The following is a 13,549-nucleotide window of genomic DNA, read 5'->3' on the forward strand; positions in this document are numbered from 1 at the left end:
GTAGGAGATAGATCGGTGAATGCCAAGCGAATTCAAGTCCCACTGTGGGCTCTGGTGGTAGCGCTGACCCTGGCACTTCTGGCCACCCCGGCCCTGGCGCAGGAGGCTGCCGCCCCCGCCGCTGAGGGTGCCGAGGTCGCCGAGGATGACGGGCTGCCCGAGCTCGACGAAGATGATCCGATGTACTGGGCCGAGATGCGCGAGGTCTACGTGATGCAGCAGCGCGCCTTCCTCAAAGAAGGCCGGTTTGCGCTGACGCTTTACGGCGGGATCATCCCCAACAACATCTTCGAGCAGTACCTCCCGCTGGGGGTTCGCGCGAACTACTTCCTGCTGGAGAACATCGGCCTGGAGCTCGCCGGCTCCTATGCGTTCCGTCGTGACACGCAGCTGCGCGACACCCTGCGCGATGAGTCCGGCGCCGATGCTCAGGAAGTGCTCATCGGTGATGGTCAGGCCTCTCACGTCAACTTCGGTGTGATGTGGAGCCCGGTCTACGGCAAGCTCGCCTACTACAATGACCGCATCATCTACCTGGATATGAACATCTTCGGTGGGGCGGGCATGGTGGTCGCGCAGACTCAGAGCGACTTCAACTCGGGACGCTCCACCACCGCCAAGCCTGAGGGTGTGCTCGGTGCCGGTATCGCGCTCTACCTGGGTGAGCACGCCTCGGTGCGCGCCGACTACCGCCAGTTCATCTTTGCCAAGGTCAACGGCGGAGTGGCCAAGCCCTCTGAGGTCTCGCTGGGCTTTAGCTGGTTCTTCTGAGGGTGCGCGCTGTGCACCGGGAGCTGCCCGCCAGGCGGGCGACGATGATTGACAGGTCTACAGAAGGTTCTTTCATGACGACCGTGAAGTTTAAATGGAGCGCCATCGCGGTGCTTGTTGCAGCCGCCACCGCGCTCAGCGCCTCGCCGGCCGCTGCACAGCAGGCCCTCGATGAGGAGCTTGAGCAGTACTGGACCAGTGAGCGCGATCTTCGGGTGCTGCGCGACCGCCTCTTTAGCCGCGAAGGCCGTATTGGCGCCGGCATCTACACCGGGCTTCTGAGCAGCGAGCCCTTCTATTATTACATCCCCGTCGGTGGCCGGGTGAGCTACCACTTCAGCGACCAGCTGGGCGTGGAGGTAGGTGGCGCGTTTATGGACGCCCAGGGCGTGCTGACCCGCAACACCCAGCTGATGGACTTTCTGGTCAGCGACCGCGGAGAAGGCTTTGATGCGGCCACCGACACCGAAGATCGCTTCCTGTGGCGCGCCAACGCCGTGGTCACCTGGAGCCCCTTCTACGGCAAGCTGGCGCTCTTGCAGCGCAAGCTCTCGCACTTCGACCTTAACGTCGCTGCCGGTCTGGGCGCGTTGAGCGTCGAGCGCCCCGATATCAGCCGGGAAAATGCCTCGACCAAGCTCACCGTCGAGGGTGTGCTCGGTGTGGGCGCGCACTTCTTTGTGACCCCGGATTTGACCGTGCGTCTGGACGGCCGCGGCTACATCTACCGCGGCGCGGAGTTTGACCATAACGAGGGCTCCTTCTTCGGTCAGCTGCGCCTCCCGGTGGAGTTTCTGGTCGGTGCCTCGTACCACTTCTAATGGATGACACCGGAGCTGGGCGCCTGACGCCACCGGTCAATTCGATAAACGCGCAAGCAGGAAGACAGTCTATGCAGGGACTCAATCTCAAGACGCATACACGCCCCGGGGCAGGACGAGGGGCTCGGCAGAGCCGGTGGGTTCAACGCCTGATCGGCGCCCTGATCTGTGTGACGCTGGTGGCCGGGACGGCCTCCACGGCGTTCGCACTCGATAAGAATCAGATCGTGCAGATGACCAAGCTGGGCCTTGATGATCGCGCGATCATGGGCGCGATCGACTCGGCCGGCGACGACATCTCGCTGACCGCCGAGGACGTTGAAGAGCTGCGCGAGCAGGGCGTCAGCGACCAGGTCATCGACCACCTTCGCCGCCGCGGCATGATCGCCGGCGAGACGGCTCCGACCGAAGAGGCCCCGGCCGACGAAGAGCTCGATCCGCTGGCTCCGGCCCCCGCACCGGCTCCGGCCGAGGGCGAGTCGGAGTATGAGCGTGAGGAGCGCGAGCGCCTGGAGGCCGAGCGTCAGGCCGAGATCGAGCGCCGCGCCAATGAGCTCAACGCCCAGCGCGACGCTGAAGCGGAGCGTCAGCGCCAGCTTGAGCGCGCCGCCGCTCAACTTCCCCGCGCCGCGCAGATCGTGCGCGACGGCAACAACATGGAAGGCGCCCGCATGTACCTGGAGTTCCTCTCCTATGAGCCGGAGCAGGGCTCGGAGAACTGGTATGAGGCGACCTTCGGCCTGGCCAAGGCGCTCTACCAGGAGGGCATCCTCTCCGGGGCGTCGACGCCGCTGCTTGAGGTGCTGATGGCCGGCGCCGACAAGCCGCACTTTGTCGAAGCCTTCCGCATGCTCGAAGAGCTCAGCTCGCGCATCGGCTACAACCCGCCCATCCTCGAGGAGCTGACCCGCTTCTACGTGGGCGACAAGAACGAGGCCTTCCAGGCGGAGTTCAACTACTACATGGGCAAATTCTTCTACGATTATAATCGTATGGACCTGGCTCTTGAGTACCTCGACCAGGTGCCGGAGAGTGCCCCCGATTACCCCGAGTCGCGCTACCTGGCCGGTGTCGCTCGCCTGGATCCGGCGGTCAACGACATCCCCGGCGCCCTGCGTAACTTCGAGGCGGCGATTCTCGCGGCGGAAGCCGAGCCCGGTGGTAACGAAGACATCCTGCAGCTGGGCTACCTGGCGCTCGCACGCGTCTTCTTTGAGGTGGGCTTCTTTGACGTCGCGCTCTTCTACTACCAGAAGATCCCCTCGGAGAGCTCCCGTCACGCCGACGCGGTGTTTGAATCGGCGTGGAGCTACTTCATGAAGAACGACTTCAAGCGCGCGCTGGGGACTTTCCACACCCTGCAGAGCCCTTACTACTCGCAGCGCTACTACCCGGATCTCTACATCCTGGAGTCGACCGTCTATCTCAACCAGTGCATGTTCCCCAAGAGCCAGCGCGCGCTTGCCGAGTTCAAGAGCCGCTACCTCGATCAGCGCCCGCTTCTGCAGTCTTATCTGGAGAACACGTTTGAGCCGGAAGCCTACTGGCAGATGATGGAAGACGCGTACAAGCCCGGTGAGAGCGCGCCGATCCCGCGTCTCTTCACCAACGCGGTGCTTGAGAGCCTTCCCTTCTACAATGTGCACCGCGTGGTGCGTGCGCTGCAGGCTGAGCGCGCCGCCCTTAACGCCAACATCTCGGCGCTTGGTGACTTCGGTCAGCAGGTGCTCGAGCGGGTCGAAGAGCAGCTTGAGCTCAAGGTCCAGGAAGGGGGCATTATCGTCCAGCAGCGGCTCACCGCTGTGGACCAGGAGTTGGAGAACTGGGAATTGCGCTCGCTGCAGATCGAGTTTGATATCGATAGCGAGGAGCGCCAGCAGCTCCAGCAGCGTCTTCAGAACCCGAACTACGAGGCTCCTGAAGCCGCCGAAGCCGGTACTACGCTGATGGTCGTCGCCGACGACTGGCAGCCCTGGCCCTTTGAGGGCGAGTACTGGCTCGATGAGGTCGCGAGTTACCGCAGTCAGATGCGCACGGAGTGCATTGAACAATGAAAAACCGTCATACAACCCGCACGATCTTCGGAGCGCTGATGGTGGCGCTTCTCGCCAGCCCCACCGCTGAGGTCTGGGCGCAGGATATCAGCGCTCAGGAACGCGAGCGCGCCACCACCGACGACATCCTCGACTCGGCTTCGCGGCGCCTCGATGAGCAGGCAGCCGCTGAGTCCGAGCGCGAGGTCGAGTCCGACCTTGAGGCCGAGACCAACGTCACCCTCGACCAGGTCGAGGATGAGCAGCGCACCATGTCGGTCGAAGAGATCGAGGCGCTTAAGCGTCGCCTCGAAGCTCAGAACCGTCGCATGATCACGCAGCTCGACGAGATCATCGCGCGCTCTCCCTACGCGGCCCAGAAGCCCGACTGGATGTTCCAGAAGGCCGAGCTTCTCTGGGAGCTGCGCAACATGGAGTACGTGCGGGCGCGTACCGAGTACAACGCCTGTCTGGACGCGGTTTATGAGGGCACCCTCGATGAGAGCGAGTGCCCCGAGCCGATGCCCGACTACAGCGAGGCGCAGGCGATCTACGAAGATATCCTGCGGGAGTACCCGGACTACAACCGCCTCGACGAGGTCATCTTCCGTCTGGGGAGCGGGCTGATCGAGGCCAACCAGGGTGCGCAGGCTGTGGGTTACCTGCAGCGTCTGGTGACCAACTACCCGAACTCGCGTTACCTGCCCGACGCCTACCTGGCGCTGGGTGAGTTCTTCTTCGACCAGCAGCAGGCCGGCGTGGCGAAGATGAACTACGAGAAGGTGCTCGGCTACGAGGAGTACCGCAACTACGACTACGCCCTCTACAAGCTGGCCTGGTCGCACTTCAACAACGGTGAGCACCGCGAGAGCGCCGATACCTTCAAGCGTGTTATCGCGCGAGCAGACTCGGCGGCCTGGAACTTCCTTCAGACCCAGGCCAGCAATGACCTGATGCTGGCGCTGGCCGAGATCGACAACGGCTGGATTGAGGCGCGGGACTACTTCACCGAGATCCGCGACATCGAGTACACCTACGAGCAGATCGACCGCATGGCCGGTTATCTTGAGCTCCAGGGTAAAGATGCCGACGCGCTGGCCGCCTACGAGTGGTTCCTCGAAGAGCGCCCCAACGATCCCTCGGTGCCGGACTGGATGGACGCCATCGTGCGCTCGTTGCGCCGCACCAACTTCGAGGCTTACGAAGAGCGCGTGCAGCGTTACGTGGCCTACCTCAACCCGGAGGGCACCTGGTTCCGCAACAACACCGAAGAGGAGCGGGCGATCAGCAACGCCAACCTCCTGGTGGAGGGCAACCTGGCGCGCCTGGCCAACCACTACCACCGTCAGGCTCAGCGCGGCGGCACGCGTGAAGATTATGTGACCGCGGCTGACTACTACCAGCAGTTCATCGACCGATTCCCGGAGCATCCGGCCTCGTTCGATATGACCTTCTTCCTGGGTGAGATTTACCTCTACAACCTGGAAGACTACGAGCGCGCCGCTCAGCAGTACCAGCTGGTGGTCGACCTTTATAAGAACGACAACGTTCCGGAAGAGGCCAAGCCCGAGGAAGTTGAGGCGCTGGTGCGCGACGCGGCCTACGCCGTGGTCAGCTCGTACAACGAGCTTGTGAAGCAGCATCACCCCGACTCCATTCTCGTGGAGATGGCCGCACGCGCCGGGGAGAACCCCGAGCCGACCTCGCAGCGGATGGACTCGGCGGCCAACGCCGGTGAGACCCCGCCGATCCCGCGTACCGATCTTCTGAAGTATGAAGAGGGCTTTGTGCAGGCCAGCGACCAGTTCTCGGAGATGTACCCCACCGAGGATGTGACCCCCACGGTCGACTACGTGGCCGCCGAGGTCTACAAGAGCCGCGGGCAGTACGATAAGTGCGTGCCTCGTTATGAGAGCATCATTGAGAACGCCCCGCGTCACACCTACGCCAGCTATGCCGGTAACAGCCTTCTGGAGGCGAACTACCGTCTGCAGCGCTGGGATGAGGTGGAGAAGTGGGCCCGCCACCTGCTCGAGAACGAGATCTTTGACGTCACCCCGCGTGATAGCCTCACTCAGGCCATCGCCTACGCCATCAACGAGAAGGCCATCGACCTTAAGGAAGAAGACAAGGTTGATGAGGCCGCCACTGAGATGTTGCGTCTGGCCGGCGAGTTCCCCGACTCGGAGTTTGCGCCGGGTGCGGTGTTCAACGCCGCGGCGATCTACGAGGGGGGCAATGAGGTCAACCGCGCTGTTGAGCTTTACCAGCGCGTGATCGACACCTACCCGGAGTCGGAGCAGGCCCCCAACGCGCTTTACGTGCTCGGGCTTATCTTCGAATCCCGCGCCGACCTCTCGCAGGCCGCGACCTACTTCGCTCGCCTGGGCGAAGAGAACTACCGCAGCTACGAGAAGGCCGGTGACGCGGTTTACAACGCCGCGGTGCTGCGCACGGCGATGGAGCAGTGGGACGAGGCGATCTCGACCTACGAATCCTACCTGGAGTACTTCGGCGAAGAGATCGACGACGAGGAGGAGAACACCATCGAGCTTGAGATGGCCTTCCTCGAGAAGAACCGCGAGAACTGGGAAGCCGCCCGTACCCGCTTTGAGGAGTTCCTCAAGAAGGACACCATCAAGGGCGCCGAACGCGTTGAGGTGAACCTGGAGCTCGGTCTGCTCGCTGAGCGTATGCAGCCCCGAAACTGGGAGGAAGTTGCCGACGGGTACTTCACCGATGCGGTCAGCACCTGGAAGGAGCTCGACGAAGAGGGCCAGAACGCCAGCCGGCAGTTCGCCGCTCAGGCGCGCTTCCACCAGGGTGAGGCCATCTTCCGTAAGTTCAAGGCAGTTGAGCTCTCCTTCCCGGTGCGGACCCTGACGCGTACCGCGCAGGAAAAGGGTCAGTACCAGCTCGACGCTGAAGAGATCTTTGCGGAGGTCATCCAGATGAAGAGCCCGCGCTGGGTGGCCGCAGCCGCCTACCGCATCGGTCAGGCTTATAAGGACTTCGCCGAGGGCCTCTTCAACCTGCCGCTTCCCGAAGGTCTGACGCCCGACCAGGAGTTCGAGTACCAGCTCTCGGTTGAAGATCTGGCCTTCCCCCTTCAGGAACGTGCGCTCACGGCGTTTAACCGCGCCCTGGAGCTTGCGCTGGAGTACGAGGCCTACAACGAGTGGAGCCGCCTCTCCGCCCAGGAGATCAGCCAGCTCGAGCGTGGTGCCTACCCGATCACCGGGCAGGAAGGCGTGACGGTGGAACATAACCGAACCGAGTTCTTCGCGCCGGATCCGGTGACGGATTGGTCGGTGGTGGCTGAGCGTGGTGCGGCGCGCTTTGAGCGTCGTCCCAAGCCGGAGCCCGCCCCCGCGCTCGACGAGAACGGTCAGCCCATGGAGGCTGCGCCCGAAGGTGCGACGCCGGCCGAGGGTGAGGGTACGCCGTCGGCTGAGAGTGAAACCCCGGCCTCCTGAGTTAGGACGATCATCGACGACACACACGCTTTATGCGTGGTGCGAGGATAGCATTATGAAGAACACACTCACGAACCTGACTCGCCGCCCCCTGATGGGGGTAATGGCTGGTGCGCTCGCGGTGACGCTGAGCGCGGGTTGCTCCAGCGCCCCGAAGACCGTCGATGAGGCGCCGGTGGTAGTCCCGGAGAAGTCGGAGCAGGAGAAGATCTCCGAATCGACCGGGATCCCGCTCGAAGCGCTTGAGGCGTTTGAAGAGGCGATGGTGGCCATTGAAGCCGGTGCCACTGAGCGTCAGACGGCCATTGAGGCTCTGGAGCGCGCCATCGAGATTGAGCCCACCTTTGCGGAGGCCCATTATAACCTGGGGCTTCTCTACGGTGAGATCGATCGCAACGATGATGCGGTCGAGCGCATTCAGACCGCGCGTGAGCTCGATCCGGATGTCTTCGATTACACCGTGGCGCTGGCCAAAGCTTACGCCGAGAACGAGCAGTACGACGACGCGCAGACCCTCTTCTCGGAGGTTGTGGCGCGTGATCCGAACAACCTGGTCGCCAAGAATAACATGGCCGTCATCGCGCTTCGTCGCGGTGAAGAAGACCAGGCGTTGCGCTATGTTGAAGAGATTCTGCGCGAAGACAACGTCAACGTCGGGGCGCTCAACACCCTGGGGTTGGTCTACATGGAGCGCGAGAACTACTCGCTGGCGAAGTACTCGCTGCGTAAGGCGCTCAAGCAAGATGAAGATAACGTCGACGTGCTCAACAACCTGGGGCTTGTTTACATCCAGGAAGATAACGTGCCGCTGGCGGTCGACTCCTTCTCCAAGGCGATTGAGGCCGATGAGGACTACCTGGAGAGCCGCCTGAACCTGGCGTCGATCCTGCTTGAGTACCTCGATTACGAGCGTGCTGACGCCCACTTCACCCATGCTGTGCGCATCGCGCCGCATCACTGCGTGGCGAACCTGGGTAAGGGCGCCTCGGCCTTCGCGGTCGGTGAGCATGAAGAGGCCGATGAGCGCTACCGCTACTACATCGACGAGTGCGACAGCGATCATCTCTCCAGCCTGGAGCGCCTGGCGCAGCTCAACGAGACGCACCTGCAGCGCCCGGAAGAGGCGATCGCCTACTACGAGCGCCTGGTGGAGCTTGAAGACGACGTCAACAAGGTGGCCAACTATGAGGCCTCGATTAACTTCATGCGCTCGCAGCTTGAGCAGCAGGAGCAGCAGCCCGAGCCCGAAGCGGCGCCGGAGGTTGAAGAGGCTCCCGAAGCTGAAGAAAGCGCTGAGGGCGGCGAAGCTGCGGAGTGATCGCGGGAGCCCCCGGGCGTCTTTGACGTCAGGGTGTTCGGGCGTTACACTTGGAGAGCATGACGCGCGATCAGGCGCGAAGAATTGAGGAGAAAGACGATGAAGAAAGCAATCTTTTGTCTGGTGCTTGCGGCGACGACGGTATTCGGTGCTCAGGCCTTCGCGCAGGACGCCGAAGAGGGCGAGACCCGCTCGCGCTTCTACGACTTCGAAAATATGCTCGTCGAAGGTGAGTTTCGCTCGCCGGACCTCATGAATATGGAAGGTCGCGGTCAGGCGCAGTTCCAGCGTCTGCTGGATCTGAAGACGAGCTTCCTGCCCAAGATTCAGGAGAGCACCGAAGAGGCCGCGCTGCAGCAGTGAGCGTCTCTTGAGTGAGTTTCCAGGCAAACGCCCCGCCATCGTTCAGGATGGCGGGGCGTTTGCGTTGGAGGCGGGCTCGCGGGGTGTGATGAGCGGGGAGAGGGCGCCCTAACGTAAAAGGTTGTGTCGGTGGGCGGGGGATCGGGCCATCGGGGCGCTATCAGCGGGGCTCTGGAGAGGATCACAGCGGTGGGGTGGGGGTGACAACTGATTGACGCTTCATTAAACGCTTTGCTACGTTGGACGCCGCTGACCGGCACGCTTCCTCATTGATGTACGCCCGGGAGAGAGCACCCTCACTCTGGGAGGGCAACGTCTCTTCTCGGGGCTCGCCAGACGAGCAGGGACGAGGCGTTGGACGCCGGTTGGAAAGAATGCGCAGCGAGAGGTTGCGAAAGAGAGGTGACGGTCGAGGGTGATCGTCACAGAGCAGGTCGAATCCACGCCGGCCGCCCGAAGAGGCGGCGCTTTAGAGGCAACGCGAAGGAGCGGTTCCCCGATGAAGATCGTTTGCGACAACTGCGGCGCGAAATATTCCATCGCGGACGACAAGGTCCAGGGCAAGGTCTTTAAGATCCGGTGTAAAAAGTGCAGCGAGGTCATCGTGGTCAAAGGGACCGCAGAAGGCAGTGAAGAAGGGGGCGGGGAGTTCGGCTCGGCCTACGGCAACACCGGCGGCGCGTCGGAGTGGTACGTGGTGATCGATGGCGATCGCGTCGGCCCGATCACGCCGGAAGAGGTGGAGGCGTACTTCACCGCCGGTCAGGTGCACCCGGATACCTTCGCCTGGCGCGACGGGCTGGATGACTGGGTGATGGTGAGCACGCTCAGCGAGTTTGCGCATCTGATGCAGGATGCCGCCGGCCCCAATGACGCGACGATGATCGCCTCGGCGCATAATCCTCAGCCGGACGCCGACCTCGACGAGACCGCGGCGATGAGCTCCGGGGGCTTTGATAGCCTGGAGGGCTACAGCGATAACAGCGCCTCGGTGGAGAGCGGAAGCTATGATCAGCAGCCCTCGATCGAGAGCTACGCCGACAGCGGTTACGGCGGCGGTGGCTACGATGATGGCTATGATGCCGGTGGGTATGACGACGGCTTTGGCGGGGCGGAAGGCGGCATGTTTGCCGCGTTTGATTCGACGCCTCCCGAAGATGATTACGTCGGTGGTTACGGGGCCGATGAGCCCGAGCCGGCCGCGACGCCGTCGGGTAGCGATATGGTGGGGGCGCGCAACGAGAACAGCGTGCTCTTCAGCCTGAGCAGCGTCGACCAGGTCAAGGCGGTGAGCAAGCCGGCCGAGGGCGCCGCGCAGGGCAACGATAAGTCGGGTCTGATCGATATTCAGGCGCTTGCCAGCACGCATGCGTCGATGAAGGGCGATTCCAGCTCGGACGATGATTTTGCCCCGGGCACCATGAGCATGCCGGCGCTGATGCCGATGGGCAGCCACCGCAAGCAGAACAAGGGGTTGATGATCGGCGTTATCGCCGGTGTGGCGATCCTGGTGCTGGCGCTTGTTGCGGTCGTGGTGGTGGTGCTCGGCAAGGATAATGGCGAGCAGCCGGCGCAGCCGGCTGTGGCCGCCGCGCCTGCGGCTGCCCCGGCAGCTGCGGAGGCGGCGCCGACTGCCGAAGAGCAGAAAGAAGCCGAGGAGGCCAAAGCGGCCGCCGAGGCTGCGATGGCCGCCGCCAACGACGAAGGCTCGGAGGAGGCTGAAGAAGAGGCCGCCGCCGAGGAAGAAGAAGAGAAAGAAGAGGCTCGCGCCGAGGCGCCGGCCAAAAAGCGGGAGAGCTCGCGTACGCGCACCCGTCGCAGTGAGCCTGAGCCCGAGCCGACGCGGACTGCGTCGCGCAACACCGGATCTTCGGGCAGCGGCGTGGACTCGATCATCGGTCAGCTGGATCGCTCCGGAAGCTCGTCGAGTGGCTCGGGTGGGAGCGCGCCGGCGCCGGCGAAAAATGTGCCGGATAGCCTGTCGCGCTCTCAGGTGGCGGGCACGATTCGCAAGTACAACTCGCAGATCGCGGGTTGTGCGCGGGACTCGAACTCCGGTGGTCTCAGCGGGACGGCGCGGGTGCGCTTTGCGGTGCAGCCGGCCGGTAACGTGACCGGTGCCAGCGTACAGGGCGGGCCGATGGCCGGCACTGACCTTGGCGGGTGTATTGAGCGTGTCGTGAACTCGATGCGTTTCCCCGAGTCGAAGAGCGAGCTTCCGATCACCTACCCCTTCGTGATTCGCTGAGGGGAGATGTTCGGCTGCTAAGGCATCATTAAAAAGCCCGCGAGCGAGCGCTCGCGGGCTTTTTTGTGTGTCGGTCAGGGGCCGGCTGAAGGTTGTGCGCAGCGTCAGTCGGCGTCTTCGTCGACTTCGCTGGCGAGCAGGCGCTTAAGGCGTTCTTCGTCGATGGTGACGGCGATGGTGGAGCCGGCGGCGATGGTGACCAGGCCGGGTGCGGCGCCGCGAGGTTTTCGCACGTGGCGCGCGTCGGTGTAGGTGACGTCGATCAGCGAGTCTTCGCGACCTCGGGAGAAGTAGGCGGCGAGGGTGGCGGCGTCGAGGAGGGTCTCGCTATCGGTGTCTTCGCCGCGATCGCGGCGGACCACAACGTGGGCGCCGGCCCAGTCGCGGGCGTGCAGCCAGAGATCGCGTCCGCGGGCGATGCGGGTGGTGAGCGCGTCGTTGTGGCGCGCGCCGCGGCCGACCAGGATGACGTCGTCGCGGCGGGAGCGAAACTCGCGGTAGGGGGGCCTGGGCGCCAGCGCTTTGCGCGCGGCGCGCTGGCGGTGGGTGGTCTTGAGGAGGCCCTGGTTGCGAAGCTCTTGCTTGAAGCCTATCAGGGTATCGAAGTCGGCGCCGGCGAGCTCCTGGAGGCGCTGGCGAGCCTCCGTGAGGGCTTCGAGGGTATCGGCCGACTCCAGGTAGCGGGTTTCCACGTCGTCGCGGGCTTCTTTGTAGCGGCGGTACTGGTGGAAGTAGCGGTCGATGTTCCACTGAAGATCATGGGCGGGGTCGAGCGTGATGGTGATCTCGGGCATGCCCTCGACGTAGTAGTCGGGCACACGAACCTCCGACGCCCCGCGCTCCACCCGGCCATACGCGCTCTGCAGGAGCTCGCCGAACTTCTTGAAGTCGGCGGCCTCGTCGATGCGTTGGAGGTCTTCTTCGATGTGTTTGACGCGGCGGCGCAGGCTTTTGGCGCGGGAGCGAAGGTCGCGGGAGAGGGTGGAGAAGAGGCTCTCGCGGGCTTCCTGCGCGAGGGTGGCGCGGGTGTGGCGGTCGATGTAGGCGGAGCGGCTGCCGTCGGCCGGGAGGTTTTGGAGCTCGGGGGTGGGCGGGGGGCCGAGCTCGGGGGGGGGGGGGGGGGGGAGGTAGGGCGTGGAGGGGCGTAGCTGGCGATCGCCTAAGGTGCGGGCGTGGGCGAGGCCCAGGACCTGGTCGTCTTCGACGAGCACGATGTTGGGGTGATGGCCGACCAGCTCGGCGATGAGGCGCAGGGCGCGGCGAGGGGCTTTGTCGTCTTCGGGCTGGGGCTCCCAGTCGGGGTCGACCGCGGAGAGCTGGAAGGTGAGGACGCGGTCGGCCGGGTCGAGGTCGATGGCCTCGATCCAGGCGCCGTGGAGCCATTTGCGAAGCTGCATCACAAAGGCGTCGGGGCGGCCCTCGACCCGGGGGCGTTCTTCGACGAGGTGCGCGCGGGCGTCGCCGGGGGCGGCGCTCAAGAAGATGTGGTGGGTATGGCCGGGGACGCGCACCTGAAGGGTGAGGCGTCGCGCGCCGGCGGGAAAGACTTTCTGAATAACGCCGGGGATGGCCCGTGTGGCGAGCTCTTCGACGAGCAGGGAGAGGTCGGCGTGGGAGAGGGTCATGAGGGCACGTGGGGTGGGGAGAGGAAAATTTGGGGGTGTGCTGCGCTCGTGTTAGCGTCGGCAGGTCTGAGAGGGCGCCGATGGGGCGCCATGAAGCAGGTGTGAGACCAGACCTTGAGGGTAGCAGGTATGTGGCGAAGAGCGATGCTTGTCGTGATGTTGGTCGGGGCGCTGCTGGGCAGCGCGTGCGCGACCGGGGGACCGTCGGAGGAAGAGCAGCTCGAGAAGAGCGCGCAGTTCCATTACGATATGGGTGCCGGCTACTTTGAGTCCAACGAGGTGACCCACGCCATTCGGGAGCTGACCCGGGCGCTGGAGATTAATCCGGACCACGCGCAGGCGCACTACTTGATGGGGATCATTTATATGGGGCGGCGCGACTACCGGCGCTCGGTGAACCATTTTGAGGAGGTGCTGCGCGTGGAGCCGAGCTTCCACTTTGCGCGCAATAACCTGGGGTCGGTGTATCTGGCGATGGAGCGCTGGGAGGATGCGGAGCAGGAGTTTTTGATCCTCATCGACGAGACGCTCTACACCACGCCGGAGCTCGCCCATAACAACCTGGGGTGGGCCTACTACAACCAGCGACGCTTCGCCGAAGCTCTGGAGCATTTCCGCATGGCCGCCTTCCTCGCCCCACAAATGTGTTTAGCGGATAATAATCAGGGGTTGGTCTACGAGGCGATGGGCAATGAGACTGAGGCGGCGCGCTACTACCGGCTGGCGATTGAGAAATGCCCGGAGAACTACCAGGAGCCGCACTTCAACCTCGGGAAGTTGATGCAGGCACGCGGCGACGGACGCGCTGTGGAGCACTTCCGTCGCTGCGTGCAGATTCAGCCGCGCAATGATCTGGCGGAGCGCTGCCGCCAGTATCTGAGCGTGAACTGAGGC

General features: G+C 63.8%; 9 protein-coding genes. 8 read left to right on the forward strand and 1 reads right to left on the reverse strand.

Going from position 1 to position 13,549, the window contains the following annotated elements:
- The first annotated feature begins 15 nt into the window (after positions 1 to 15).
- From FRC98_RS00510 to FRC98_RS00540, 7 genes are all read left to right on the forward strand, one after another.
- Entirely contained in the window at positions 16 to 771 is a 756-nt protein-coding gene (locus FRC98_RS00510; RefSeq protein WP_230467128.1) for an outer membrane beta-barrel domain-containing protein, read from the forward strand.
- A gap of 74 nt (positions 772 to 845) precedes the next feature.
- Positions 846 to 1,592, forward strand: coding sequence for an outer membrane beta-barrel domain-containing protein (locus FRC98_RS00515; RefSeq protein ID WP_230467129.1), 747 nt, complete (start codon positions 846 to 848; stop codon positions 1,590 to 1,592).
- 71 nt (positions 1,593 to 1,663) lie between these two features.
- Positions 1,664 to 3,646: a hypothetical protein gene (locus FRC98_RS00520; RefSeq protein ID WP_146979357.1), complete on the forward strand. Its 1,983-nt coding sequence runs from the start codon at positions 1,664 to 1,666 to the stop codon at positions 3,644 to 3,646.
- Positions 3,643 to 7,101: a tetratricopeptide repeat protein gene (locus FRC98_RS00525; RefSeq protein ID WP_146979358.1), complete on the forward strand. Its 3,459-nt coding sequence runs from the start codon at positions 3,643 to 3,645 to the stop codon at positions 7,099 to 7,101. Before FRC98_RS00520 ends, FRC98_RS00525 begins: the two co-directional genes overlap by 4 nt.
- Positions 7,102 to 7,156: 55 nt before the next feature.
- A complete protein-coding gene (locus FRC98_RS00530) occupies positions 7,157 to 8,419 on the forward strand; it encodes a tetratricopeptide repeat protein (protein WP_146979359.1) in 1,263 nt (420 codons plus the stop codon).
- Between the two features lie 99 nt (positions 8,420 to 8,518).
- The gene (locus tag FRC98_RS00535; protein ID WP_115603441.1) at positions 8,519 to 8,782 is read left to right on the forward strand and encodes a hypothetical protein; all 264 of its coding nucleotides are present in this window, start codon (positions 8,519 to 8,521) and stop codon (positions 8,780 to 8,782) included.
- Between the two features lie 499 nt (positions 8,783 to 9,281).
- Positions 9,282 to 11,030 (forward strand): GYF domain-containing protein, encoded by a 1,749-nt coding sequence (locus tag FRC98_RS00540; protein ID WP_146979360.1) that lies wholly within the window; start codon positions 9,282 to 9,284, stop codon positions 11,028 to 11,030.
- 104 nt (positions 11,031 to 11,134) lie between these two features.
- Here the strand turns inward: FRC98_RS00540 and FRC98_RS00545 are convergent, their stop codons facing one another.
- A complete protein-coding gene (locus tag FRC98_RS00545) occupies positions 11,135 to 12,655 on the reverse strand; it encodes an Rqc2 family fibronectin-binding protein (RefSeq protein ID WP_146979361.1) in 1,521 nt (506 codons plus the stop codon).
- Between the two features lie 144 nt (positions 12,656 to 12,799).
- Here FRC98_RS00545 and FRC98_RS00550 point away from each other — a divergent pair, with 144 nt between their 5' ends.
- Positions 12,800 to 13,546 carry a tetratricopeptide repeat protein gene (locus tag FRC98_RS00550; protein ID WP_230467130.1) on the forward strand — a complete coding sequence of 249 codons (747 nt, stop codon included), beginning with the start codon at positions 12,800 to 12,802 and terminating at the stop codon, positions 13,544 to 13,546.
- The last annotated feature ends 3 nt before the right edge of the window (positions 13,547 to 13,549 follow it).

This window comes from Lujinxingia vulgaris (assembly GCF_007997015.1).
In the GTDB taxonomy this organism is placed as follows: Bacteria; Myxococcota_A; Bradymonadia; order Bradymonadales; family Bradymonadaceae; genus Lujinxingia; species Lujinxingia vulgaris.